Origin of the sequence: Streptomyces sp. NPDC026673 (assembly GCF_040638135.1) — a bacterium.
GTDB lineage: Bacteria > Actinomycetota > Actinomycetes > Streptomycetales > Streptomycetaceae > Actinacidiphila.
Map to the genome: position 1 here is coordinate 39,796 of NZ_JBEZXR010000050.1, position 25,051 is coordinate 64,846.

Genomic DNA, 25,051 nt, shown 5'->3' on the forward strand with positions numbered 1-25,051 from the left:
ATTGCTTAATGCGGACCACTCGGTTTCGAAGTCTTGACGGTGTGCCAGTGAGGCTTGTAGACACTGGAGTCGCCTCCATTGCCGGCGATGTATTCAATCGTTGTCCGCGATGTGTTCCGCACGCCGTCCGTGCCAGGTGGGGAGTTTCTTTCGTGGGGCACCAGCAGCATCTCTATTCGCACGCGGTCTATCCCGTGCTGGCCTATGTCATGGCCGCCGTGGGCTCCGGCCTGGGGCTCGCCTGCGCGGGCCGTTTCCACGCGCGGGGCCGGTCCGAGGGATGGCCGTGGCTGGCCGCCGGGGCGCTGACCCTGGGATCGGGCATCTGGGGCATGCACTTCATCGCCATGCTCGGCTTCGCCGTCGACGGCGTGGAACTGCGGTACGACGTGCCGCTGACCGCCGCCAGCCTGGGCATCGCCATCGTCATCGTCGGTTTCGGGATGTACATCGCCGGCGTGATGCGCTCCTGGACCGGGCTGCTCATCGGCGGCGTCGGCGCGGGGATCGGCGTCGCCGCCATGCACTACATGGGCATGGCGGCCCTGCTCTTCCCCGGCGAGGTCGAGTACACGACGGTGCTCGTGGCGCTCTCCGTCGTCATCGCGGTGGTGGCCGCCACCGCCGCGCTGTGGTTCACGCTGCGGGTGAAGGGGGCCCGCGCAACCGTCGGCGCATCCCTCGTGATGGCGATCGCGATCAGCGGCATGCACTACACGGCCATGACGGCGGTGACGGTGAGGAGCGTGTCGGGGGTCGCCAGTTCGGGCGGCGTCACCGGTATCGCCCTCGTCGCCCCTCTCATCATCGGTCTCGGAATCGAGGTCCTGCTCGTCGCCTTCGCGGTGCTGATGAGTCCCCTGGAACCGCAGCGTGAACAGTTCGCGGCGCCGCGGGAGGAGTTCTCCGTCCCGCGGCGGATTGCCGAACCCGCCGCTTCCCCGGAGGGCCCGGGAATGCGCCGCGCACCCGATTCCGCCGCCCGTGCATTCGAGGCGTTCGGCGGCGCGCAACAGCATGACCCGTACCAGGCGCCGCGGGAATTCGGTGATGTGCGGCAGCACGATCCGTATCAGGCGCCGCGGGAATTCGGCGGCTGACTCGCGGCGATCGGCGGGCGGCGCCCTAAGGAAAGTCATTTCGAAGGGCGCCGCCCCCTTTCCCTTCCCCCGATCGCGTCGGCCACCTCCGCGAGCGCGGCGAATGTGTGGCCGCTGACGAACTCGTCGCAATGGGGGAGAGCCGCGGCCATGCCGCCGGCGAGCGGAAGGTAACCCGGGGCCGCCTTGCGGGGGTTGACCCAGACCACGCGGTGCGCCAGCCGCCGCAACCGGGCGGCCTCGCGGCCCACGGCACGCGGGTCCTCGCCCTCCCAGCCGTCGGAGAAGATCACGACGATCGCGCCGCGCGCCATGCCCCGGCGACCGAAGCGGTTGTTGAACTCGGCCAGGGCGTGCCCGATCCGGGTGCCGCCCGACCAGTCCGAGGCGGCGACCCCAGCCCGGCGCAGCGCCGCGTCCACCCCGTGTCGCCCTGAGGTTCGCAGCACCGGGGTGAGCCGGGTCAGGCGCGTCGCGAAGACGAAGACCTCGGCGGCCAGGCCCACCGCGGCCGCGCGGGGGAAGAGCCTGAGGTAGGCGCGGGCGTACGGCTCCATCGAGCCCGAGACGTCGCACAGCAGCACCAGCGGCCGGCGCCGCAGCCGCGGGCTCGACCGTGCCAGCCGCACGGGTTCCAGTCCCGTCGCGCGGATCGAGCGCAGCGTGCGGCGCGGATCCACCCGGGGGCCGTGCCGGTCGGCGTCGCGGCGCCGGGTCCTGCGCAGCGGGGTGCGCAGCACGATCAGTTCCATCAACCGGTCCAGGGCCGCCAGCTCCGCCGGTTCGAGGGCGGCGAAATCCTTGTGGGCGACGACCTCCGCCGTGCTGCCCACGGTCGGCACCGTGCCCGGCGGGCCGTCCGCCTCCCCGGGACGGGGTACGGCCGCCACGCGGACCATCGCCGCCCCGACCGGGCTCCCGCCCGGTGCCGTACGGGCGCCGGGGGACGGTGCCCGTACGGCGTCCCCACCGGACGGCGGCGGTGACGCGGTACGGTCGCCGCGTTCCGCGGCCACACCCCCGAGCCCGCCGAACACGCCCTCGAAGACCCGCTCGAAGGGCGCGACGAGGTCCCGGTCGGTGACGAAGGCCAGGCGCGCCGCCCAGTACAGGGCCTCGCGGTCGACCGGGGGCGCCAGCCGGAGCGCCCGCAGGAAGCACACCGTCCGCTCCGGGGTGACGGGCAGCCCCGCGTGCCGCAGCTCCTCGCCGAGCCGGCCGCCGAACTCGGCGGTGTCGAAGAGGGGGAGCGGCGGTCCGGAGGGCGGCCCAGGCGTCACGGCCGGTGCCCCACGAGCCAGTCCAGGCCCCGCTCCCGCACCAGTTCCTGGTCCTCCCGGTACTTCAGCAGCGTGCCCAGCGTCTCCCCGGCCGCCTCGGCGTCCAGCCGCCGTACGCCGAGCAGCGCCAGCGCCGCGAGCCAGTCGATGCTCTCGGCGATGCCCGGAGCCTTCTGGACCTCCAGGGCGCGCAGCCGGCGTACCGCGCCCGAGATCGCCTCCGCGAGCTCCGCGGAGGTGCCGGGGACACGGCGGCGGACGATCCACACGAGCCGCTCCGCCTCGGGGTAGTCGATCCAGTGGTACAGGCAGCGCCGCTTGAGGGCGTCGTGAAGATCCCGGGTCCGGTTGGAGGTGAGCACCACGACCGGCGGCACCACGGCCCGGATGGTGCCGATCTCCGGGACGGTGACGGCCGACTCGGCCAGCACCTCCAGCAGGAAGGCCTCGAAGTCGTCGTCCGCCCGGTCGATCTCGTCGATCAGCAGCACCGCCGGCTCCGGGCCCGGATGGGCGAGCGCGGTCAGCACCGGGCGCCGCAGCAGATACTCCTCCGTGAACAGATCCGCCTCGGCGAGCCGTTCACCGCGTGACTCGGCGAGCCGGATGCCCAGCAGCTGGCGCGCGTGGTTCCACTCGTAGAGCGCCTCCGCCGCGTCCAGGCCGTCATAGCACTGCAGCCGCACCAGCGGTCCGCCGAGCACGTCGGCCAGGGCCTTCGCCGCCTCCGTCTTGCCGACCCCGGCCTCTCCCTCCAGCAGCAGCGGCTGCGGCAGCCGCAGCGCCAGGAACAGCGCCGTGACCAGCCCGGGGTCCGCGAGGTAGCCGCGCTCGTCGAGCGCCCGGCGCAGACCGGCGGGGTCCGGGACCCGCTCCTCGACGAAAGCGTTCACCGCGCCTCCGCGTAGCGGCCGGGGTCGGCCTCGAAGGCCGTGCGGCAGCCCTCGCAGCAGAACCAGCGGCGTTCCCCTCCCGCGTCGGAGTGCGGGGTGTCCGCGACGGCGGCCACGGTCATCCCGCAGACCGGGTCGAGGGCGGCGGGCCCCGCGGGTGCGGCGGGCGCCGCGCGTGTGACGGGCTCCGGTGCCGCGTCCACCGGCTCGGATCCGCCCCGCACCGAGGCGACCACCTCGGCGAGGATGGACAGCGCGATCTCCCCCGGGGTGCGCGCTCCGATCCACAGGCCCGCGGGCGTCCGGATCCCGTCCCGCTGCTCGGGCGTGAGGTCCAGCGCGCCGACCACCGCCGCGCCGCGCCCGGGACTGGCCACCAGCCCCACGTACGGAACACCCGCGCGCACCGCGGCCGTCAGCGCCGCCTCCTCGCCACGCCCGTGCGAGGCCACCACGACCGCGCGGGCCCCGGTCAGGGACTCCTCGGTGAGCCCGCCGCCGGGCGGTCCCGCCACCTCGTAGCCGAGGGCGGGACCGAGGCCCGTCAGCGCACGCGCGATGGGCGTGTCGCCCAGGACGAGGACGCGCGGGACGGGGCGCCGGGGCTCCAGGAAGATCTCCAGCTCGCCTCCCGACAGGCACGGATTGCGCAGGTTCAGCGCCCCGTCCTCGGCTTCCGGCTCCCCGGAGGCGTCCTTCTCCTCCGCCTCCGGGGAAATCCTCAGCAGCAGCGCCTCGCCGCTGGCCAGGGTCCGCAGCGCCTGCGCGCGGACCGTGGCCTCGGCGCACACACCGCCGACGAACCCCTCGATCCGGCCGTCCTCCAGCACCACGGCGGTGTCACCGGGGCGCGCGCTCGCCGGGCGGCGGGCGCGCACGACCGTGGCCCGGACGAACGGGAGGTGCCGTGCCGTCAGTTCGGCGATCCGAGCGTCCAGCACCGGGGCGGGGCTCATTGCGGCGCCTCCACCTCGCCGTGCCGCATCGCCTGCCAGACCCGGCCGGGGGTCAGCGGCATGTCCGCGTGGCGCACGCCGATGGCGTCCAGGACGGCGTTGACCACGGCCGGGGGCGAACCCACGGTGGCCGACTCCCCGATGCCCTTGGCGCCGATCGGGTGGTGCGGTGACGGGGTGACGGTGTGGCCCAGCTCCCAGGCCGGCACCTCCAGGGCCGTCGGCAGCAGATAGTCCATGAAGGAGCCCGACAGGCAGTTGCCGTCCTCGTCGAAGCCGATGAACTCCATCAGCGCCATGCCGACCCCGTCCGCCAGGCCGCCGTGCACCTGCCCCTCGATGATCATGGGGTTGATGCGCGTCCCGCAGTCGTCCACGGCGATGAAGCGCCGCACCTTCACCGCGCCCGTCCCCGGGTCGACGTCCACCACGCAGATGTACGCGCCGAACGGATAGGTGAGGTTGGGCGGGTTGTAGACCGTGGTGGCCTCCAGATGGCCCTCGACGCCCTCCGGCAGCTCCAGCGCGCCGTGCGCGGCCAGCGCGATCTCCTGGATCGTCCGGGTCATCGCCGGGTCGCCCTTGACCGACCAGCGCCCCTTGGTCCACTCCAGGTCGTCCGGCGACACCTCCAGCATCGCCCCGGCGATGAGCCGCGCCTTGTCCCGCACCTTCCGCGCCACCAGCGCCGCGGCGGCGCCCGACACGGGGGTGGAGCGGGAGCCGTAGGTGCCGAGGCCGAAGGGCGTCTGGTCGGTGTCGCCGTGCACGACGTCGATGTCCTCGGGCGGGATGCCCAGTTCCTCGGCGACGATCTGCGCGAACGTCGTCTCGTGGCCCTGTCCCTGCGTCTGCACGCTGAGCCGGACGACGGCCTTGCCGGTGGGGTGGACGCGCAGCTCGCAGCCGTCCGCCATGCCCAGGCCCAGGATGTCCATGTGCTTGCGCGGGCCGGCGCCGACCGTCTCGGTGAAGAACGACAGGCCGATGCCCATGAGTTCGCCGCGTTCGCGCTTCTCCGCCTGCTCGCGGCGGAGCTCCTCGTACCCGGCGAGGTCCATCGCCTTGCGCAGGCAGGCCGGGTAGTCGCCGGAGTCGTACTCCCAGCCCGTCTTGTTCTGGTACGGGAACTGCTCCGGCCGCAGCAGGTTGAGCATCCGCAGCTCGGCCGGGTCGGCGCCGAGTTCGGCCGCCAGGCAGTCCACCATGCGCTCGATCAGGTACACCGCCTCGGTGACGCGGAAGGAGCAGGCGTAGGCGACGCCGCCCGGCGCCTTGTTGGTGTAGACGCCGGTGACCTCGCAGTGCGCGGCCTCGATGTCGTACGAGCCGGTGAAGATGTGGAAGAAGCCCGCCGGGTACTTCGTCGGCTGGGCCGTGGAGTTGAAGGCACCGTGGTCGGCGAGGACCTTGACGCGCACGCCGAGGATGCGGCCCTCGCGGGTCGCCGCGATCTGCCCCGTCATGTGGTAGTCGCGGGCGAAGGAGGTGCTCATCAGGTTCTCCGAGCGGTCCTCCACCCATTTGACGGGCTTTCCGGTGACGATCGAGCCGACGACCGCGCACACGTAACCCGGGTAGATGCCGACCTTGTTGCCGAAGCCGCCGCCGATGTCGGGGGAGATGACCCGGATCTTGTGCTCGGGCAGCCCAGCCACCATCGCGTAGAGGGTGCGGTGCGCGTGCGGTGCCTGAGTGGTCGTCCAAAGCGTCAGCTTGCCGTCGACCGGGTCCATGGAGGCGACCGCACCGCAGGTCTCCAGCGGTGCGGGGTGCACACGCGGGTAGAGCATCGTCTGCTCGACGATGACGTCGGCGTCGGAGAACACCGCGTCCGTGGCGGCGCGGTCGCCGGCCTCCCAGTCGAAGATGTGGTTGTCGGTGCGGCCCTCCAGGTCGTCGCGGATGACCGGGGCGGCGGGGTCGAGGGCGCGGCGGGCGTCGACGACGGGATCCAGCGGCTCGTAGTCCACGTCGATCAGCTCGATCGCGTCCCGGGCCGCGTAGTGGTCCTCGGCGACGACGAAGGCCACCTCCTGACCCTGGAAGCGCACCTTGTCGGTGGCGAGCACCGCCTGGGTGTCCATCGACAGCGTCGGCATCCACGCCAGGCCCAGCCCGGCCAGGGTCTCCCCGGTGATGACGGCCTTGACCTTGGGGTGCGCCTCGGCGGCGGAGGTGTCGATGGACACGATCCGGGCGTGCGCGAAGGGGCTGCGCAGCACGGCGCCGTGCAGCATGCCGGGCAGCTTCACATCGTCCACGTAGCGGCCCTTGCCGCGGACGAAGCGCGGATCCTCCTTGCGCTTCATCCGGCCGAAGCCGATCGGCCGCTCCTCCGCGGCGGGGACGGAGGGTTCCTCGACGGTGGTCATGCCTGGCTCCCCGCTTGCGTACGGCTGCCGGCCTCGTTGGCGGCGGCCCACCGGATGGCCTTGACGATGTTGAGGTAGCCCGTGCAGCGGCACAGCTGGCCGGAGATCGCCTCGCGGATCTCGCCCTCGGACGGGTCGGGGTTGCGGTCGAGCAGCGCCCGCCCGCTCAGCATCATCCCCGGGGTGCAGAAGCCGCACTGCAGCCCGTGCTCCTCGATGAAGCCCTGCTGCACGGGGTCGAGCCGGTCGCCGTCCGCCAGCCCCTCGACCGTACGGATCTCGTGGCCCTCGGCCATGGCGGCCAGGACCGTACAGCTCTTGACCGGCTCGCCGTCCATCAGCACCACGCAGGTGCCGCAGTTGCTGGTGTCGCAGCCCCAGTGCGTACCGGTCAGCTCCAGGTCGTCACGGAGGAAGCGCACCAGCAGATGGCGGGCCTCCACCTCCCGGGTGTGGTCCTCGCCGTTGACGTTCACGGTGATCCGCATGTCCGTCATCCCTCCCTCACGGCCGCGGCCGGAGCGGCGGCCCGGTCGACGGCACGCCGCAGGGCCCTCTTGGTCAGTTCTCCGGCCAGATGCCGCTTGTACTCGGCCGTCCCACGGCTGTCGGTGACCGGCGAGCAGCTCGCCGACGCCACCCGGCCGGCCTCCTCGAAGAGCTCCGGAGAGGGCTCCCGGCCCTCCAGCAGCTCCTGCACCGCGTCCGCGTGCAGCCCGCCGGCGCCGACCGCCGCGAGGCCCACCCCGACGTGCGCGATGCGCCCGCCGTCGAGCGAGAGCGCCGCCCCGGCGGCCGCCACCGCCCAGTCGCCCGCCTTGCGTTCCAGCTTCTCGTAGGCGCTGCCGGAGTTCGGACGGATCGGGAAGCGCACCTCGGTGAGCATCTCCCCGGCGCCGACCGCCGTCTCGTACGGCCCGCGGTGGAAGTCGGCCATCGCGACGGTGCGTTCGCCGTCCGCGCCGCGGATCACGGCGACCGCGTGCAGCGCGGCGCAGACCGCCGACAGGTCCTCGGACGGGTCCGCCTGGCAGAGCGAGCCGCCGATCGTGCCGCGATTGCGCACGGGCGGGTCGGCGATCACCCGCTCGGCGTCGTGGATGATCGGGAAGTGCCGTCCGACCAGCGGCGACTCCAGCAGGGTGCGGTGCCGGGTGAGGGCACCGACCCGCAGCTCGCCGCCGGTCTCGTCGATGTGGTCGAGTTCGGTGAGGTCGTTGATGTCGACGAGCACCTCGGGCCCGGCCAGACGCAGCTTCATCATCGGGAGCAGGCTGTGTCCTCCGGCGAGGACCCTCGCCTCCTCACCGAAGCGCCCCAGCAGTTCCAGGGCCTCCTCCACGCTCTGCGCCCGCTGGTACTCGAACGAAGCGGGTACCTGCACGGCACCCTCCTTCCCTGCCCGGACGGTGGACGGTGTGGGTCGATGCGGGGTGCATGTGGGGGGAACACTCGTGGCGCGGACGGGGGCGGTCAACGCCAACTGAAGTGAATGGTTAATACGGACTGCGACAGTTGACGCTCGAACAGATGTAATAGGCTCATGACGCTGACTCAGCTGAGGGCCTTCGTCGCCGTGGCGCGCCTGGGATCGGTCAAGGCCGCCGCCGAATCCCTCGGCGTCACCGAGCCCGCGGTGTCCGGGGCCGTCGCGGCACTCCGCCGCGAACTGGGCGATGTCCTCTTCATCCGGGCCGCCGGGGGCATCAGCCTCACCCCGGGCGGACAGCGCCTCGCCGCGGGAGCCGCCGAGATCGTCGGCCTCGCGGAGGAGACCCGTCACCGGGTGCGGCAGGCCACCGCCGGCACCGCCCAACTGCGGGTCGCATCGACCGAGACCGGGGCCGAGCAGGTGCTTCCCGCCCTGCTGGCGGCGTTCGGACGGCGTCAGCCCGACCTGGACGCCGACACGCTGGCCGTGCCCGTCGGCGTCTTCGGTGAACTGCTCAGGGACCGCAGGGCCGACGTGACGATCGGGCCCGCGCCCGCCGCCCACCCCGCCATCGAGTCCGTCCCCTTCCTCCGCTTCCAACTGGTGGTCGTCGCCGCGCCCGGCCACCCGCTGGGACAGCAGTCCCGTATCGCCCCCGGCCGGCTGGGCCGCGAGCCCTGGCTCTTCGGCCCCGCGGGCATGGATCCCGACACCCTCGCCGGCGCCTTTCTCACCCGTATCGGCGTCGACCCCGCCAAGGCCACCGCCTTCCCCAGTGTGACCGCGTCGCTCAACGCCGTCGCCGCCGGCGACGGGGTGACCTTGGCCCTGCTCCACGTCGTACGCGACGAGTTGCGGCGGTCGCACCTCGTCGTGCTCGACGTCCTCGGCATGCCGATCAACGGGATGCTCTACGCGAGCACCCTCGCCCACGAACGCCGCTCCGCCGTCGCCGCCGCGCTGTGCCGCTTCGTCACCACCCCGGCCGCCACACAGGCCATGCTGGCCCGCTCCAACGGCGTGCCGCTGACGGAGTTCCGGCCGCCCGTCCACGTCACGCTCTGGAGCTGACCGGGCGCACCCGCCCCCGCGCCGAGGTCTCTTAAGCGAACGCTGAACTGCGCGTTGACGGCCCGCGGCGGCAGGCCCAAGGTGTGGGCACCGTCCGGGTCCGCCGACGACGCCACCACCGGAAGAGAGGTCTGCCCTCGATGGACTTCACCAACGAGTTCCGAGTGAGCCTGCCGCCGGACCAGGCCTGGGCACTGCTCACCGACGTCGAGCGGATCGCGCCGTGCATGCCGGGCGCCCAGCTCACCGGCCGGGACGGCGACACGTACAACGGCGTGGTGAAGGTGAGGGTCGGTCCCGTGACCGTCCAGTACAAGGGCACCGCCGCCTTCGAGGAACGGGACGAGGAGAGCCGGACCGCAGTACTGCGGGCGCGCGGACGCGACGCCCGGGGACAGGGGAACGCCGACGCGCGCATCACCGCCCGCCTGGTCCCCCAGGACGAGGCGACGCTCGTGACGGTGGAGACCAGGCTGACGATCACCGGCAAGATCGCGCAGTTCGGCAAGGGCATGATCGAGGAGGTCAGCAGGAAACTGCTGGGCCAGTTCGCGGAGGCCCTGGAGCGGCAGCTCGCCGAGGAGCGGGCCCCCGCCCCGGTCGCGGCCCCGGCCCCCGCCGCGGTGGGCGCGGGCACGGGGGCGTCCGCCGCGCCGGTTCCCGCACCCGCGGTGAACGGGACGGGGGCGGCCCCGGATGCCGCCGTCTACGGAGCGCGGACCGGGAGTGGTGAGCCGCCCGCCGCGGAGCGGACAGAGGAACCCGCGCCCGCACAGGAGTCCGCACCGGCACAGGAGTCCGCGCCCGCACAGGAGCCCGCACCCGCACAGGAGTCCGCACCCGCGCCGACGGCGACCGCCACGGCTCCGGAACCGGAGCCCATCGACCTCATGGGCATCGCCAAGGGCGCCGTGCTCAAGCGCGCGATCCCGGCCGCCCTCGCGGTCGTCGTGCTGGTCCTGCTCATCGTGTGGCTGGTCTGAAGGCACCGTGATGCATGACCTCGTCGGACCGCTCCGCACCTGGTACGCGGCGGGCCGGACCATCGGACTCGCCACCGTGGTGGCCGCCTACCGCAGTGCGCCCCGCCCCCCGGGCGCGGTGATGGCCGTGTCCGCCGAGGGAGAGGTCGCCGGGAGCGTGTCCGGCGGGTGCGTCGAGGCCGCCGTCTACGAGGTGGCGCGAGAGGTCGCCCGGACGATGACTCCGCAGCTGCACCAGTACGGGATCAGCGACGACGACGCCTTCGCCGTGGGCCTCACCTGCGGCGGCACCATCGACATCTTCGCCGAGCCCGTCTCCCCGGCCACGTACCCCCAACTGCCGGGTGTCCTCGATGACGTGGCGGCGGGCCGGGCGGTCGCCGTGGCCACGGTGGTCGCCGGCCCCGGCACGGGGACCCGGCTGGTGGTGCGCCCCGAAGGGAACTCCGGCGGCCTCGGCTCCGCGGAACTCGACGACGCCGTAGCCGAGGACGCCCGCGCCATGCTCGCCCGCGGTACGAGCGGACAGCGCCGCTACGGCGAACGGCGCGTCTTCCTCCGGTCGTACGCCCCGCCGCCCCGCCTGCTGGTCTTCGGGGCCACCGACTTCGCCGCCGCCCTCGCCCGCCAGGGCGCACTGCTCGGCCACCGGGTCACCGTCTGCGACGCGCGCCCCGTCTTCACCACCGCGGCGCGGTTCCCCGACGCCCACGAGGTGGTCGTGGAATGGCCGCACCGCTACCTCGCCGCGGAGGCGGCCGCGGGCCGCACCGACGCCCGCACGATGGTGGCCGTCCTCACCCACGACCCGAAGTTCGACGTGCCCCTGCTGGATGTGGCCCTGCGCCTGCCGTCCCTGGCGTTCGTCGGGGCGATGGGCTCCCGGCGCACTCACGAGGACCGCCTCGAACGCCTCCGGCGGGCGGGCCTGACCGGTGCCGAACTCGCCCGGCTCAGCTCGCCGATCGGCCTCGACATCGGCGCGCTCACCCCGCAGGAGACCGCCGTCTCCATCGCCGCCGAGATCATCGCCGGACGCCGCGGCGGTACCGGCACCCCGCTCAGCGGCACGGAGGGGCCCATCCACGCTGCGGCCGCGCTCGTGGCAGGTCCCGGGACCGAGATCTGACGGGCCATCACCTGCCGGAGCGCCAAGGCCGACGGATCGGGAGGGTGCGCCTGCCGGCTCTGCCCGGGTCCGTGATGGGCGATCCGGCAGCCCCGCGGGGCCCGGAGGAGCGGAGCGCCCGCGCCCTTCCGGGCGAGCACGTCGAGATCGCCGGGGAGCGCTGCTGCGCCACGCTCCGGGTCGCTCCTGGTGGGTGGGGGCCGTCCTGCCCCACGGTGCCGCCGAACCCGAGGAGGCGGCGCGTCAGGTCGCCGTGGCGGAGGGGTTCCACGCCGCGCGCGGTACGGCCGCACGATCCCGGATCAGCCGGGGGTGCCGCTCATCCGGCGGCCGGAGGCGGTTGCTTCACCGCCCTGAGGTCAGGGCGACCATCGCGGAGACCAGCAGGGCGAACGCCCCGAAGCCCGTGCAGAGCCATCCGGAGATCAGATAGCCGAGGCGCAGCCGCGCGACAGCTTCCGGGGGGCGCCCGATGATGGGAGGTTCCTGGGCGAGTTGCCGACGTCGGCGGAGTAGGAAGAGACCGGTCAGCAGGGAGGGGACCGCGATATTGAGGAGATGCCCCGGTGAAGGGTTGCCGCTCTGCTGCGCGGCGCTGTACATGCCGATCACCGTGACCACCCGCCCTTGATCCACCATCCGGTGATGATCAGCCTACCGACGTGGAGTCCCGCCGTCTGCCGTCTGCCGTCCGCCGGCCTCGGCCACGGAGCCGGCGCCGTCCCGCCCGGCGGCAGCCTCCACCGCCGGGCGGATCGGTCCGTGACTCCGGACGGCTCAGCTCTCCTCGGCCGCCGCGAAGGAGACATCGGCGGTGTCGACGGTGCCGCCGCGGCGCCCGGGGGCGCTCTGCCACTTCCAGTAGAGGTTGGTGTGGGAGATCACCAGGTCCGGACCGGGCGCCCCGTAGGCGCTGAGGTCCTCCGTCGTGTGCGCGTCGCCGACGAGCGTCACGTCGTAACCGCGCACCATGCCCCCGTGCAGGGTCGAGCGGATGCAGGCGTCCGTCTGGGCGCCCGTGACGACGAGCCGGCCCACCCCGCGGTCGGCGAGGACGGCTTCCAGCTCGGTGTCCTCGAACGAGTCGCCGTACAGCTTGTGGATCAGCGGCTCCGACTCCTCGCGCACGAGCTCCGGCACATACTGCCAACTCTCGCTGCCCTTCGGCAGGTCGTCGTCCGAGTGCTGCACCCAGACCACCGGTACGTCCTCGGCGCGCGCCTTGCCGATCAGGGTGTTGATGTTCGCGATGACGTCGTCGCGGTTGTGGGAGCCGCTCACCACTCCGTTCTGGACGTCGATGATCAGCAGCGCGGTGTTCGGACGGTCGGGGAGGGTCGTCATGGGACTTCCAGTCTCTCGTCGCGGTTCCTGTGTCGTTCCCACCGTAGGCCGGGCCACTGACAATCGGGCCCGAGCGGCCCGGCCCCTGGTCGCGGACCCTAGTCGAACGGGTCCAGCGTGATGTACGCCTGCTGCGGATTGCCGTCGTTGACCAGCGACTCGTGGTGGCCGACGTCGTCGAAGGCGAAGGCGTACGCCTTGCCGTCGGCCATCTGCGCGTGGATCTTGCGGGCGTAGTGGTTGGTCACGGCGTCCTGGTAGAAGCCGGCCGCGCTCGTGTCCGGCTGGTTGGGGTTGGTCAGCAGCGTGGAGCGGTTGAAGCCGGCGCACAGGGTGCGCGAGATCGGGCCGCGCACGAGGTCGTTCGGCGCGTCCAGCAGTCTGTAGCAGCCGAAGACGCTGTCGGCGTCGGGCTTCTGGAAAGAGGTGACGACGGCGCCGGAGGCGTTGGTGAAGTTCATGACGTTGCCCGAGACCCGGCCGAAGTACCTCGTGCCGGGCTGGTCGCCGAAGGGGGTCACGGTGAGCGTCGAGGTGGAGTACTTCTGCCAGACCCGGTTGATGTAGTCGTCCATGACGGTGCGCGGCAGGGCGCCGGTCTCGATCCCGTGGCCGGGGGCGAGCGCGCGCAGCACGGTGCCGTCGGAGCGGGTCTGGATCAGGTTCGCCCAGCCGCCGGGCTGGCCGCGCAGGGCGTTGAAGAAGCCGTTGTAGCCGCCCGGCTTGAGGCGCCCGGTGCTGCTGGTCGTGCCGTCGGAGCGCTTCACGCCGACGGCGTAGGGGGCCGAGAACATGTCCACCTGCGTACTGTTGATCCACAGGCCGGCGTCGTTGAGCGTGTACTCGGACCAGTTGAACAGGATGTTCCGGTTGGGGTCGGACGGGTTCTGCACCGCGGGTTGCACCAGACCCCCGGTGGTCAGCTTGAAGACCAGCTTCTGGCCGTACGAGAAGTAGACCCGGCCGGAGAACTTGGGGATCCGGATCGTGACGGACTTCCCGTTGGCCGGGCCCGTGATCGACGCGTCGGGTGCCGGGGTCGGCGGGTTGCCGCCGGCCGGCCAGGGGTGGAAGGTGCCGTTGGCGTCGGCCCAGCCCTGGCGGCCGGTGGAGAGCTCGGTGCCGAGGTCGTAGATGTAGACGGGCTCGCCGCGGCCGGAGTTGTTGGTGATCGTCAGCGGGATGGTCGAGGGGACGGCGGCCTCGGCGCGGGGGGACGTGGTGCCGAGGACACTGAGGCCGACCGCCGTCAGCAGCGCGGCGAACAGGGCCGCGATGGGCTTTCGTCGGGCGTGCATGCGCTTCCTCCTGGTGTGGGGGGCGGAGGTGTGAGAGCGCTCTCAGAGTCCGGCCGGGAGAGGACGGTGTCAATCCGTCGTTCCGAACTTGTTGACTCGGCGCGGTTGGTGACCCTCCGTCGGCCCGGGACGTGTGGGGCCGGCGACGCCGCAGGTCGGGTCGGTGGCGGAGGTGGGTCGCCACGACCTTGACCGCGGCGCGGATTGGTCCGTACCTATTGACGTGTCCGCGCCATCTTCTTAGGGTATGAGAGCGCTCTCCACGGCGGCGCCGCGCGCCCGCTCACCCCGCGTGCCGCAGCCAGACGTACGCGACCGGCTGCCGCACGTTCCACTGCGCCGCCGTCTCGGGGGCGACCGGCTCGAACCCCGCCGCCCGGTAGCACCGCAGTGCGGGAGCGTTGTCGGGGTGCACGCGCATGTAGACGTCGGGCAGTCCGGTCCGCCGGGCCCGTACGGTCAGTTCGGCGACGAGATGCCGCCCGACACCCCGGCCGCGGGCCCCGGGAGCGACGATCACGCGGGCCAGCTCGACCTCGGACTCCTCGGTGTCGACCCAGAGTTCGCCGTAGGCGACGGGGTCGGCGTCCTCGTGCAGCACGTACGCCTCGACGTCGGACGCCTGCCGCCAGCCCGCGACGACGTCGACCGGCACGGGGAAGTCCTTCCGCCCGCACCACAGGGCGACCTCGGTCGGGGAGTCCGGCCAGCCCGCGACCGTACGGGCGTAGCCGGCGTCGAGCCCGTCGGCCCGCAGCAGTTCCATCGTTCCTCCGCGTCCCCGTGCCGGATCAGGATCGTCGGCAGGATCCTGTCACGGCCGTGCGAGCGCCGAAGCGGGACGAAGTCGCACATGCGGCGGTACTCCGCCCGGGCGTCCGCCCCGGGCCCGGCCCGGTCCCTCAGTTCGCGGGCTGCGGGCTGGGTCCCGGAGGCGGAAGCGGACCCGGTTCCGGCCCGGGACCCGGCGGCATGGGGTTCGGGGGCACGGGGTCCGGGCCGGCCGGCGGGGGCGTCGGCGGCAGCGGATCCGGGCTGACCGGCGGCGGTACGGGGCCGGGCGCCGGGCCCGGCTCGGGTCCTGTCGGGCCGGGCGAGGGGGTGGGGTTCGGCGGCACCGGATCGTTGGGGGGCGTGGCGTTCCTCGACATGCGATCCTCCCGGTTCGGGCCTTTCCGCTGAGGGGCGCGTACCCGGCCGCCCGCCGCTCACGCCACCCCGTCGGCTCTCAGCGCCTCCCGGTCTCAGGAACCGCGGACGCGATGCTCGTCCGGCCGCGCGCCCGGCATCCCGCGGCGCGCCGCGGCGAGCGCGGACCCCACGTCCCGCGTCCCCGTCGCCACGCAGAGGGTGTGCGCCACGTCCTCCAACCGATGGCGCACCTCGGGGCCGCCGTTCTCGGCGTTCAGCGCCCGCAGTGTCTCGTACCGCTCGACCAGCATGTGCAGAACCACGGGATGGGCCATCAACATGATCGGGATCCCTCCGTCACGACACCGGCACATTCTGCGACTCTGCGACCGGGTACCCCTCATCCCTTCGCCCATTCGGGGTAAGGGACACGCATGGGCGGTGGGTGGAGGGGGCGGTGATGGACGGTTCGGGACTTTCCGAGCGCGAACGGCGGGCGCTGGCGGAGATCGAGGATGTGTTGCGCTGCGACGGGGCCCTCGATCGGCAGTTGCGTACGATGCGGCTGGAACCGAGGCCGGACCCGGGCCCGGGAGAGTTGCTGCGGCGGCCGCGCACCCTGCTTCTGGCCCTGCTGGCGATCGTGTGCCTCGGCCTGCTGATCGCGGCCACCGTGACGACCCTGCTCGCGGTGGTGTGCGCTTTCGTGGTGACGTGGCTGGTCACCCTGCTCGTCGCCGTGCGCCTGCCGGGCGTGGTGCGGCGTACGGGTGCCCGGCGGCGTCGCCGGCGGCGCTGAGCGGGGGACTCGTCCGCCGCGCTGTGGGGCGGCCGCAGGCGGGTCGACGCACCGGTGGCGGGGCCCGGGCGTACAGCCCGGCGGGACGGTTCGGGAACGTGTACGCCCGGACGGCGCGCGAACCGGGACGTGTGTGCCGGAGCGCTCCGATCTCGGGGACCGGTCAGCTGCCGTGTGCGGCGCGGCGGCGCATCGCCCGGCGTTCCTCCTCGGAGGTGCCGCCCCATATCCCGGCGGACTGACCGGTCTCGAGTGCCCACTCCAGGCATGGGTTCGCCACCGGGCACCTCTCGCAGACCGCTTTGGCGCGGGCCTCCTGCCCGGCGCCGGGGCCCGATGAGCCGACCGGGAAGAACAGTTCCGGATCCTCGTCTGCGCAAGCGGCGCTTCGCCACCAGCCCATCGTCTCGACTCCTTCCGGAGGAAGCGTTCGGGGGTGCCACGGACATGTCCGTGCTGCGTCGCGTACCCGGTGTGCCGACGGCGATGCCTCCGAACCGGGGCGCGAGCGCGGACGGCGGGAGGATGGCCGAAACAGGCGCCGTTCCCGAGGGGCGGGGGGAGTTGGCGGCCGCCGCGTCCACTCGGGCCGTTGGCCGCATGGGAAGCGCCCGTGGGTGGGTGCGGGATCGTCTCGCTCCCTTCGGTCGCAAAGCGGCGGGCTGCGGATGGGAGGGTGGCGGCCTGGAGCTGGTCGGCAGTGTGCGGGCCGGTGGGTGGCGGGGGTTCAGGCGCCGGAGCGGGTTCCCTCTCCGGTGGCGTGGGTCTCGTTTCCGTCCGCGGGTAGAGATGGCCGGTGGCCACGCCCACCGTGCGTGGGTGGCGCGCCTGCCGTAACCGGCGTCTGCGGGTGATTCCCCGACAGGAGGCGGGCCCGGTGGGTGGTTTCCGAGATCGGGCTCTGTTTCGCCGACTATTTCGGCGAAAGCGGGCCCGATCTTCTCCGGCTCAAAGATCGGGCTCTGTTCCACCGACTATGTCGGCGAAAGCGAGCCCGATGTTCCGCCCACGCCCCGCCAGTACCCCGAATCAGCCGCAGACGCCGGTCACGGCAGGCGCGTCCACCACCGGCAGTAGGCGGGGAAGCGGCCATCTATACCCGCGGACGGCGACGAGACCCACGCCACCGGAAAGGCACCCCGCTCCGGAGCCTGAACCCCCGCCACCCACCCACCCGCACACGGCCGACCAGCCCCAGGCCCCCCACCCTCCCCTCCGCAGCCCGCCGCTTTGCGACCGAAGGGAGCGAGACGAACCCGCACCCACCCGCGACGGGAACACCACGACCTCGCCGCTTGCACCCGGGTCGCCCCATGACCGCGTACGGCTAGGCGACCGGGAACGACGCCTGGAAGGCCAGCCGGCGTTCGGCGTCCGCGGCGACGGTGCCGAGGAACTCGTCCAGTGCCAGGAACGCCTCCCAGCGCTCGCTCCCCGTCGCATCGGCCAGACGGACGACGACGAGGTCCTCCAGGTCCGTGACGCGTTTGCCCTTCCAGACCTTGTCGGCCAGGCTCACCAGCAGCTCCTCGACGGTGACGCCGTCGCCCGTCCACGACCCGTGCGTGGCGGCGAAGCGCGCCAGGCGCGGCTCGACGCCGTGCGTCAGCAGCAGAGCACGCCCCGCCTTCTCGTGCCTGCCGCCCGGACCGGACAACTCGGCGACGTGCAGGGCCTTGCCGATGTCGTGCGTGGCCGCGCCGAACAAGACAGCCGAACGGTCCACGACCAGGCCCGGGCTGTAGCGTCCGACCCACTCGACCAGTTCGCACGCCACGTCGTGCACGAGCCGCAGATGCGCCGCGAGTCGCGGTGGGGCGCCCACCTTCCGCAACAGAGGCGGGACCCGCGGTGGCAGCGGCCGCAGACCGGGCCACTCGGTCAGGGCCCTCTTGATCGCCCGCTCCGACACCCCGCCTCCGAGCCCGTCCCCGCCTTCGACCCCGTCCCCGTCCTCGCCTCCGACCCCGACCTCGGCGGTGGCTCCGGCCGCGCGGAGCGCGGCGACGGCCGACGCGGCGTACTCACCGCCCACGTCCCGCAGGACGACCACCGGGGCGCGGCGTGTGAGGAGCAGGCAGTTCCACGCGCTCAGGCCGGTCAGCCGGCGCAGCACCCCCACGACGTCCATCGCCCGCGGCCCGACCTCGGTGAGCACGGCCGTGGCCGGCTCCTCGTCGCAGACCAACTCCACGTGTACCTGTGCCACTCGCACTCCCCGTCGCCCCGCATCGCCATCCCGCGATCCCGTCGCGGGACAGGGTGCCCGAGGCCGCGCCCGAAGGAAACACCTTTCCGCCGGGTCGCCGCGCACGGCCCGGGTGCGCCGCTCGCCGTCCGCTTCCTGTGAGAATTCCCGCGACGGCCCACCGCACCCGACGACTGGAGGACGACGACGCATGGGTGGACACCCGGACGGCACCCCCGGTACGAATCCGCCGCAGGCACCGCCGATCACCTGCGAGGACCCCGAGTCCTTCGCCTGGAGCGTCTTCCAGGTCCGGCATCCCGTGCTGATCCGGCGCATCCTCGACGCCGTCCCGTACGGACCGGAGCGGCGGCGCGCCTTCGCCGACCTGTTGGAGGAGTCACGGCACGGCTCGGTGGCACCGCTGCCGCAGGACGCGCCGGACCGCGCGGAGTGGGAGGCGTGGGGCGAGGGGCGGTTCGGGCGGCCGTGGCCGGAACTGCCGTTCCTGTGGTCGGAGTCGTACTTCTACCGGCGCCTGCTGGACGCCGCCGGATATCTCGCCGACGGCGCATGGCACGGGGTCGACCTCTTCGCGCCGTTCAAGGAGGCCGAGTTGGACGGTCCCGGCTTCGCCGACGACCTCGCCGCCCTGGACGACCTGCCCGGTCTCGCCCCCGGGGACCGCGAACACGCGCTGCTGGCGGCCGCCGTGTGGGGCAACCAGGCCGACCTCGGCTTCACCATGGTGGCCGACGCGGGCGGCCCCGAGGCGTCCGGCACGCTGGTCGCCGACGACTCGGACGTGCTGTGGTCGCTGCTGGACGGCGGCACGGTCGTCGTCGTGACGGACAACAGCGCCCGTGAGGTCCTCGCCGACCTCGCCCTCGTCGACGACCTCCTGGCGAGCGGACGTGCCTCCGCGGTCGACCTGCTGGTCAAACCGCGCCCGTACTACGTCTCCGACGCCACCGCCCAGGACGTCCTGTCCTGTCTGCACCGGATGGCGAGCGCCCCCGGCGAGGCCGCCCGCGTCGGCGGACGCCTGCTCGCGGCCCTGCGCGAGGGCCGGCTCACCCTGTCCGCCCACCCCTTCGCCTGCGCGCCGCTCGGCTATCGCGACATGCCGGACGACCTGCGGGAACGCTTCGCCGCCGGGCAGCTGACGGTGATGAAGGGCGACCTCAACTACCGGCGCCTGGTGGACGACCGGCACTGGCCGCCGACGGTGCCGTTCGCGGACGTCACCGCCTGGTTCCCGGGGCCGGTCGCCGCCCTGCGCACCCTCAAGTCGGACACCGTCGCCGGACTCACCCCGGAGACCGCGGCCCGGCTGGACGCCACCGGCACCGCATGGCGTACCAGCGGCACGCACGCCCTGATCCAGGTCGCGGTCCCGGGGTGACGGTCCGCGCCGTCAGCGCGCCGCCGGTGCGGCCTGCCCGGAGGAGGCCAGCCCCGGAGGGGCCGCGGCCAGCGCGGAGCGGATCGCGTCGACCAGGGCCAGGGCGGCCTCCTCGGTCAGCTCCACGGCCACCCGGGCCGCGGGCCCGAGGGCCGGGTTGAGGAAGTCGATGTTGACGGTGTGCTCGTATGGCGCGTGCTGCGGGTGGTCGACGTAGACCATGGCCTCGGTCAGCCCGAAGTAGCCCTGGGCGCCCTTGCCGCTGCCGTCGATGCGGATCTTCTCGGTGAGGTACGTGCACATCAGAGGTGCTCCCTGAAGAAGGCGAGGACCTTGGACCAGCCGTCGACCGCCGCCTCGGGGCGGTAGCTCGGCCGTCCGACGGCGAAGAAGGCGTGGCCCGCGTTCTCGTAGGTGTGGAATTCGTACGGCTTTCCCTGCGCCTTGAGCTCCGCCTCCAGTTCGGCGACGTGCTCGGGGGAGGGGTAGCTGTCCTCCGCGCCGAACAGCCCCAGCAGCGGGCCGCGCAGGTCCTTCGTCAGGTGCACGATCGGCTCGATCTGGAGCGGGAAGTCCTCGGGCGGCCGGCCCGCGACGAAGGCCCCGTAGCAGTCGACGCCGGCCTGCACGTCCAGCGAGGCCAGGGCGAGGAAGGCCTGGCGGCCGCCGGAGCAGTAGCCGATCACACCGACCTTTCCGTTGGAGGACGGCAGGCCCCGCAGGTACGCGGCGCCGCCGGCGGCGTCCCCCAGGAACCGCTCGTCGGGCACGCCGCCGCGGGCGCGGGCCGCCGCGGCCGCGTCGTCCGGCGACGCGCCCGGCGCCTCACGGCTGTAGAGGTTCGGGCAGACGGCCGCGAAGCCCTCCGCCGCGAACCGCCGGGTGATCTCCTTGGTGGGGGCGTCGTAACCGGGCATGTGGTGGATCACCACGACGCCGCCGTAAGGACCGGGCGTCATGGGCCGGGCGGAGTAGGCCTCGATGCGGTCGCCGCCGTGACCCGTGAGGGTGACGGTCTCGGCGAGAAGTGCGTCGTACATCTACGTCGAATCCTTCCGGGAGGACGGATGATCAGCACTCTATGCCGCAAACACTCTCCCCCTGCCGCCGCCGCCCCGGACCCGCGGGTTGGGACGGGTGGGGCCGGTCGCCCGGCGCGGTCGGCGGCCGCGGCGCCGTGTCGCTTGCCCGGGCCGCGCGCCGGGCGCAGGCTGGTCGTATGGCTGCTCAGGGCGGGCCGACGCTCATCACGTCCGTCCAGCGGGCCTTCCGCCTGCTGGAAGCGGTGGGCGCGCACGAGGGCGGTGTACCGGCGAAACAGCTGGCGCGGGAGACCGGACTGCCGCTCGCCACCGCCTACCACCTGCTGCGGACGCTGACCCACGACGGCTATGTGCGCAAGCTGGACGACGGTGGCTTCGCCCTCGGTGACAAGCTCGGCGCCCTCCATGCCGCGAGCCGGCCGCAGATGCCGCTCAGCCGCGTCCGGCCCGCGCTGGCCGCCCTGCGCGACAACGTGTCGGCGGCCGTCTACCTGACCTTCTACGAGGACGGCGAGATCCGGGTGGCGGACATCGTCGACGGCCCCCGGACCCCGCGGGTCGACCTCTGGGTCGGTTTCGAGGAGGCCGGGCACGCCACCGCCCTCGGCAAGTGCGTCCTGCGCGAACTGGACGAGGAGTCCCGCGACGACTACCTCTCCCGCCACGCGCTGGCCGATCTGACCCCGCGCACGATCACCCGCCGTGCCGAGCTGCTGCGGCGGCTGGACGAGGCGCCGGCCCCTCCGGCTGTCATGGACCTGGAGGAGTACTCCCTCGGCACCGTCTGCATCGCGGTCCCGGTCCACAGCGGCGGCACCCTGGGCGCGCTCGGCGTGTCGGTGCGCGCGGACCGGCTCGACGCCCTCGACGAGGTGCGGGCCATGCTGCTCTCCACCGCGAGCCGAGTGACCCGCGGACTGTCGCTCACTATCTGAAATTCCCGCCCTTGCGGCGAGGGTGCATAAGCCCATTAACTGGTTGAAACGGACAGCAGCGGTGTGACGGCCGGCACAGGCAGGGATGCGGACGAACATGAGTCAAGCCCGGGACCAGCGGCATCTCGGACGGCCGACGTGGCACTTCGCCTCGGGAGTGCCGCTGCTGATCATCTGCGGGGTGGCGCTCGTCGCCTTCGCCAGCGGCGGCGGCCCGGACTGGCTGCCGCTGCTCGCCGTCGGTCCGGCGCTGGCCGCGGCTGTGGGCGGACCCTGGCGCGTGCTGCGGGTCGGCGTTCTGGCCGTGGCCCTGGCCGCCGCGCTCGGCGCGTACAAGGACACTCCCGGCGACAAGCTGGCCATCGTGGTGGGCGCGCTGGCCGCCGTCACCCTGGCCAGCGGGCTGGGCGCCGCGATCCGCAAGCGCCGCGAGCGGGTGCTCGCGGCCGTCCGCTCGGTCGCCGAGGCCGCCCAGCACGCGCTGCTGCTCCCCGTCCCGGAGACGGTCGGCCCCTTCCAGGTGGCCGTGCGCTACAGCGCCGCCGCGGCGGAGGCCAGGATCGGCGGCGATCTGTACGCCCTGGTGCCCACTCCGTACGGCGTGCGTCTGATCGTCGGCGACGTGCGGGGCAAGGGGCTGCCGGCGGTGGGTACCGCCGCCCTGGTGCTGGGTGTGTTCCGCGAAGCCGCCTACGACGAGCCCGATCTGCTCGACGTCGTCGACCGGATCGAGCGCAGCCTGGCCCGCAACCTCGGCTCGGACGACTTCGTCACCGCCGTGGTCGTCGGGCATCCCCGCCCCGGCCGCATGGAGGTCGTCAACTGCGGCCACGCCGAGCCGCTATTGCTGCGCGGGGGCGACGTCCTCGCCGTCGAGTCCTCCGGCCAGGTCCCGCCGCTGGGTCTGCGCGCCCTGGCCGGGGACGAACCGGTGCTCCAGGTGCTGCCGTTCTCCGAGGGCGACCAGCTGCTGCTCTACACGGACGGTGTCGTCGAGGCCCGGGACCACGGCCGCCGTTTCTACCCGCTGGACGAACGCGTCACGCGCCATCTGACCGACGACCCCGCGCGCACCCTCGCCGCGCTCCACGACGACCTGCTGGAGCACGTCGGGGGCAGGCTCCACGACGACGCCGCGCTGCTCCTGCTCCGCAGCACCTCGAGCGCCGCCCCCGTCACCGAACCGCGTGTCGGTGCGCCCGTGGCCGCGGCGACCGGCTCCGTCGACGGGCTCCGGGCCGGCTGAACCGCCGGGCGGCCGGCTGTCACGAGCCACGTGTCCCGCGGGCGATTTGCTGCGCCTGAGGCGATGTGCGATACGTGGAAGGGGAGCCTTTACAACGCTCGCCGAGGAAGTGCCATGGCTGGAACGCACGAGGACGTCGGGCGCGTGGTCACAGGACGCTACCGGCTTCTGCGTCGGCTCGGTGTCGGCGGCATGGGACGGGTGTGGCTCGCCTACGACCAGGAACTGGCGTGCGAGGTGGCGCTCAAGGAGATCGTCCTGCCGCCCGGAATCCCCGAGCGGGAGGTGAGCTCCCGGATCGCCAGGGCGCGCGGCGAGGCCCGGCACGCCGCCCGGCTGCGGACCCATCCCCATGTCGTCACGGTGCACGACATCGTGGAGGAGGACGGGCTGCCGTGGATCGTCATGGAGTTCGTGCCCGGCGCCATGGACCTCGAGGCGGTGGTGCGCGAGCGGGGACCGCTTCCGCCCGCGGAAGTCGCGCGGATCGGGCTCGCGGTGCTCGACGCCCTGCTGGAGGGCCACCGCCTCGGCGTCCTGCACCGGGACGTCAAGCCGGCCAACATCCTGCTGACCCACCCCGACCCGCAGCCCTCCTACCCCACGGAGGGCGGCGGCCGGGTGATGCTGACCGACTACGGCATCGCCTTGGAGCCGAGTTCCGGCGAGGCGCGGCTGACCGCGACCCTGGAGATCCTCGGGACCCCGCGCTTCATGGCCCCGGAGCGGGCGAACAACCAGCCGCCCACGGCGGCCGGCGACCTGTTCTCACTCGGCGCCACCCTCTACTTCGCGCTCGAGGGGACCGGCCCCTTCGACCGCGCCACCGCCCTCACCACGCTGAGCGCCCTGCTCTTCGAGCCCCCCGCCCCGCCGCGCAGGGAGACGCGGCTGACCCCGGTCCTCGTCGGGCTGCTGGCCAAGGATCCCGCGGACAGGATGGGCGGCGAAGAGGCCGCCCGGCGGCTCTCCTCCGTCGCCGCGCAGCCGTACCACCTGCACCCGGCCCCGCCCGGGGAGTCCGCGGCTCCCGCGGACGCGGCACCGCCCGAGCGGTCTCCCGCGCCGGAGCCGCCGCGCCCCCAGGCGGCGGCCGCCCTGACGACCGAACTCCCGCCGCCGGCCGGGCAGGGGGAAGGGGAACTGAGCGGTCCGCCCCGGGGGCCGCTGCCGCCGCAGGCCGACGAGGGCCCTCCGCGGTCCGGTCCACCCGGGCCCGGTCCGGCCCGGCCCGGCCGTCCGCGGCCCCGGCGCCGGCGGGCAGGGATAGTGGCGGGAGCGCTGCTGGCGGCACTGGCATTGGTGGGCGGTGGCATCTACCTGGCACAGTCGCCTTCGGGCCCTGACCGCGCCGCACCGACATCCGTGCAGTCGATCAAGGTCGGCGACTCCCCGCACGGCGTGGCGGTGTCCCCGGACGGGGGCCGGGGCTACGTCGCCAACTACAGCTCGGGCTCGGTGTCGATGATCGACACCGAGTTGAACCGCACCGTGGGCGATCCCATCCCGGTCGGCCGCTTCCCGAAGGGGGTGGCGGTGTCCCCGGACGGGCGCAGGGTCTACGTGACCAACAACTACGCGGGCTCGGTCTCGGTCATCGACGCCACGAGCAACCGCACGGTCGGCGATGCCGTGTCCGTGGGCTCCAGCCCGGAGGGGCTGGCGGTGTCGCCGGACGGAAGCCGGGTCTACGTGGCCAACGGGACCTCGGGCTCGGTGTCGGTGATCGACACCGCGAAGAACCGCGTGGTCGGCGATCCCATCCCGGTCAGCCGCTTCCCGCGGGGCGTCGCGGTGTCTCCCGACGGGCGCGAGGTCTATGTGACCAGCTTCGGCCGCAACAGGACCTCGGCGTCGGTGTCGGTGATCGACACGGCGAAGAACCGTGTGGTGGGCGATCCCATCCCCGTCGGGCGCCGCCCGGAGGGGCTGGCGGTGTCGCCGGACGGGAGCAAGGTCTACGTCGCCAACGGGGGATCGGGGTCGGTGTCGGTGATCGACACCGAGTTGAACCGCACCGTGGGCGACCCCATCCCGGTCGGCTCCAGCCCCGCGGGGCTGGCGATGTCGCTGGACGGACGGCACGTCTACGTGGCCGATGGGGGTTCGGGCGCGGTGTCGGTGATCGACACCGCGGAGAACCGCACGGTCGGCGACGCGATCTCGGTCGGCTCCAGCCCCGAGGGGGTGGCGGTGTCGCCGGACGAGCGCCGCGTCTACGTCGCCGACGCGACCTCGGGGTCGGTGTCGGTGATCACGTTCTAGGTCGTGTCGTCACATGAGCTCCCCCAGCTACCGCCGGGAGGTGCCCCCACCGCCCGAAGGGCGGTCCCAGCGGCTCCCCCAGTTGGCGCTGGGAGGTGCCCCCAGGTGCGGTGCATCGCAAGGCGGAGAGTCGTCCTCGTAGTGGGCTACTCGGACGATTCGACAACTCCCCCGGGCC

General features: G+C 73.2%; 24 protein-coding genes. 9 read left to right on the forward strand and 15 right to left on the reverse strand.

The window, feature by feature from the left end; genetic code table 11:
* Positions 1-152: 152 nt before the first annotated feature.
* The gene (locus AB0F62_RS28530; protein WP_361805202.1) at positions 153-1,100 is read left to right on the forward strand and encodes an MHYT domain-containing protein; all 948 of its coding nucleotides are present in this window, start codon (positions 153-155) and stop codon (positions 1,098-1,100) included.
* A gap of 35 nt (positions 1,101-1,135) precedes the next feature.
* Here AB0F62_RS28530 and AB0F62_RS28535 read toward each other — a convergent pair whose 3' ends face one another.
* From AB0F62_RS28535 to AB0F62_RS28560, 6 genes are read right to left on the reverse strand one after another with little or no spacing between them, the layout of a single operon-like run.
* Positions 1,136-2,380: a VWA domain-containing protein gene (locus AB0F62_RS28535; RefSeq protein ID WP_361805205.1), complete on the reverse strand. Its 1,245-nt coding sequence runs from the start codon at positions 2,378-2,380 to the stop codon at positions 1,136-1,138.
* Positions 2,377-3,273 (reverse strand): MoxR family ATPase, encoded by an 897-nt coding sequence (locus tag AB0F62_RS28540; protein ID WP_361805208.1) that lies wholly within the window; start codon positions 3,271-3,273, stop codon positions 2,377-2,379. Before AB0F62_RS28540 ends, AB0F62_RS28535 begins: the two co-directional genes overlap by 4 nt.
* A complete protein-coding gene (locus AB0F62_RS28545) occupies positions 3,270-4,229 on the reverse strand; it encodes an XdhC family protein (RefSeq protein ID WP_361805211.1) in 960 nt (319 codons plus the stop codon). Before AB0F62_RS28545 ends, AB0F62_RS28540 begins: the two co-directional genes overlap by 4 nt.
* Positions 4,226-6,604 (reverse strand): aerobic carbon-monoxide dehydrogenase large subunit, encoded by a 2,379-nt coding sequence (locus AB0F62_RS28550; RefSeq protein ID WP_361805214.1) that lies wholly within the window; start codon positions 6,602-6,604, stop codon positions 4,226-4,228. The genes AB0F62_RS28545 and AB0F62_RS28550 overlap by 4 nt, the downstream gene beginning before the upstream one ends.
* Entirely contained in the window at positions 6,601-7,092 is a 492-nt protein-coding gene (locus AB0F62_RS28555) for a (2Fe-2S)-binding protein (protein ID WP_361805217.1), read from the reverse strand. The genes AB0F62_RS28550 and AB0F62_RS28555 overlap by 4 nt, the downstream gene beginning before the upstream one ends.
* Before the next feature lie 5 nt (positions 7,093-7,097).
* Complete coding sequence (locus tag AB0F62_RS28560) at positions 7,098-7,988, reverse strand: xanthine dehydrogenase family protein subunit M (protein WP_361805220.1); 891 nt, start codon at positions 7,986-7,988, stop codon at positions 7,098-7,100.
* Positions 7,989-8,147: 159 nt separating this feature from the next.
* Here AB0F62_RS28560 and AB0F62_RS28565 point away from each other — a divergent pair, with 159 nt between their 5' ends.
* From AB0F62_RS28565 to AB0F62_RS28575, 3 genes are all read left to right on the forward strand, one after another.
* Complete coding sequence (locus AB0F62_RS28565) at positions 8,148-9,107, forward strand: LysR family transcriptional regulator (RefSeq protein ID WP_361805223.1); 960 nt, start codon at positions 8,148-8,150, stop codon at positions 9,105-9,107.
* Positions 9,108-9,247: 140 nt separating this feature from the next.
* On the forward strand, positions 9,248-10,090 hold the full coding sequence (locus tag AB0F62_RS28570) for an SRPBCC family protein (protein ID WP_361805226.1): 843 nt from the start codon (positions 9,248-9,250) through the stop codon (positions 10,088-10,090).
* Between the two features lie 10 nt (positions 10,091-10,100).
* Positions 10,101-11,219, forward strand: a complete 1,119-nt coding sequence (locus tag AB0F62_RS28575) for an XdhC family protein (RefSeq protein WP_361805229.1) — start codon at positions 10,101-10,103, stop codon at positions 11,217-11,219.
* A 345-nt stretch (positions 11,220-11,564) separates the two neighbouring features.
* Here the strand turns inward: AB0F62_RS28575 and AB0F62_RS28580 are convergent, their stop codons facing one another.
* From AB0F62_RS28580 to AB0F62_RS28600, 5 genes are all read right to left on the reverse strand, one after another.
* On the reverse strand, positions 11,565-11,858 hold the full coding sequence (locus AB0F62_RS28580; protein ID WP_361805232.1) for a hypothetical protein: 294 nt from the start codon (positions 11,856-11,858) through the stop codon (positions 11,565-11,567).
* Between the two features lie 138 nt (positions 11,859-11,996).
* Complete coding sequence (locus AB0F62_RS28585) at positions 11,997-12,563, reverse strand: cysteine hydrolase family protein (RefSeq protein WP_361805235.1); 567 nt, start codon at positions 12,561-12,563, stop codon at positions 11,997-11,999.
* Between the two features lie 98 nt (positions 12,564-12,661).
* A complete protein-coding gene (locus AB0F62_RS28590; RefSeq protein ID WP_361805238.1) occupies positions 12,662-13,861 on the reverse strand; it encodes a glycoside hydrolase family 64 protein in 1,200 nt (399 codons plus the stop codon).
* Positions 13,862-14,144: 283 nt separating this feature from the next.
* Complete coding sequence (locus tag AB0F62_RS28595) at positions 14,145-14,627, reverse strand: GNAT family N-acetyltransferase (protein WP_361805241.1); 483 nt, start codon at positions 14,625-14,627, stop codon at positions 14,145-14,147.
* Between the two features lie 478 nt (positions 14,628-15,105).
* Positions 15,106-15,333 (reverse strand): DUF5133 domain-containing protein, encoded by a 228-nt coding sequence (locus AB0F62_RS28600; protein WP_361805244.1) that lies wholly within the window; start codon positions 15,331-15,333, stop codon positions 15,106-15,108.
* Positions 15,334-15,452: 119 nt separating this feature from the next.
* Between AB0F62_RS28600 and AB0F62_RS28605 the strand changes: the two genes are divergently transcribed.
* The gene (locus tag AB0F62_RS28605; RefSeq protein ID WP_361805247.1) at positions 15,453-15,791 is read left to right on the forward strand and encodes a DUF3040 domain-containing protein; all 339 of its coding nucleotides are present in this window, start codon (positions 15,453-15,455) and stop codon (positions 15,789-15,791) included.
* A gap of 163 nt (positions 15,792-15,954) precedes the next feature.
* Here AB0F62_RS28605 and AB0F62_RS28610 read toward each other — a convergent pair whose 3' ends face one another.
* Positions 15,955-16,194 (reverse strand): WhiB family transcriptional regulator, encoded by a 240-nt coding sequence (locus tag AB0F62_RS28610; protein WP_361805250.1) that lies wholly within the window; start codon positions 16,192-16,194, stop codon positions 15,955-15,957.
* A 924-nt stretch (positions 16,195-17,118) separates the two neighbouring features.
* Positions 17,119-17,688: an HD domain-containing protein gene (locus tag AB0F62_RS28615; RefSeq protein WP_361805280.1), complete on the reverse strand. Its 570-nt coding sequence runs from the start codon at positions 17,686-17,688 to the stop codon at positions 17,119-17,121.
* A 502-nt stretch (positions 17,689-18,190) separates the two neighbouring features.
* Here AB0F62_RS28615 and AB0F62_RS28620 point away from each other — a divergent pair.
* Positions 18,191-19,384 carry a damage-control phosphatase ARMT1 family protein gene (locus AB0F62_RS28620; RefSeq protein WP_361805253.1) on the forward strand — a complete coding sequence of 398 codons (1,194 nt, stop codon included), beginning with the start codon at positions 18,191-18,193 and terminating at the stop codon, positions 19,382-19,384.
* A 12-nt stretch (positions 19,385-19,396) separates the two neighbouring features.
* Here AB0F62_RS28620 and AB0F62_RS28625 read toward each other — a convergent pair whose 3' ends face one another.
* Complete coding sequence (locus tag AB0F62_RS28625; RefSeq protein ID WP_361805256.1) at positions 19,397-19,687, reverse strand: DUF6295 family protein; 291 nt, start codon at positions 19,685-19,687, stop codon at positions 19,397-19,399.
* A complete protein-coding gene (locus AB0F62_RS28630; protein ID WP_361805259.1) occupies positions 19,687-20,424 on the reverse strand; it encodes a dienelactone hydrolase family protein in 738 nt (245 codons plus the stop codon). Before AB0F62_RS28630 ends, AB0F62_RS28625 begins: the two co-directional genes overlap by 1 nt.
* Before the next feature lie 179 nt (positions 20,425-20,603).
* Between AB0F62_RS28630 and AB0F62_RS28635 the strand changes: the two genes are divergently transcribed.
* From AB0F62_RS28635 to AB0F62_RS28645, 3 genes are all read left to right on the forward strand, one after another.
* On the forward strand, positions 20,604-21,362 hold the full coding sequence (locus AB0F62_RS28635; protein ID WP_361805262.1) for an IclR family transcriptional regulator: 759 nt from the start codon (positions 20,604-20,606) through the stop codon (positions 21,360-21,362).
* Positions 21,363-21,459: 97 nt separating this feature from the next.
* On the forward strand, positions 21,460-22,608 hold the full coding sequence (locus AB0F62_RS28640) for a PP2C family protein-serine/threonine phosphatase (RefSeq protein WP_361805265.1): 1,149 nt from the start codon (positions 21,460-21,462) through the stop codon (positions 22,606-22,608).
* A 114-nt stretch (positions 22,609-22,722) separates the two neighbouring features.
* The gene (locus AB0F62_RS28645) at positions 22,723-24,873 is read left to right on the forward strand and encodes a serine/threonine-protein kinase (protein WP_361805268.1); all 2,151 of its coding nucleotides are present in this window, start codon (positions 22,723-22,725) and stop codon (positions 24,871-24,873) included.
* The last annotated feature ends 178 nt before the right edge of the window (positions 24,874-25,051 follow it).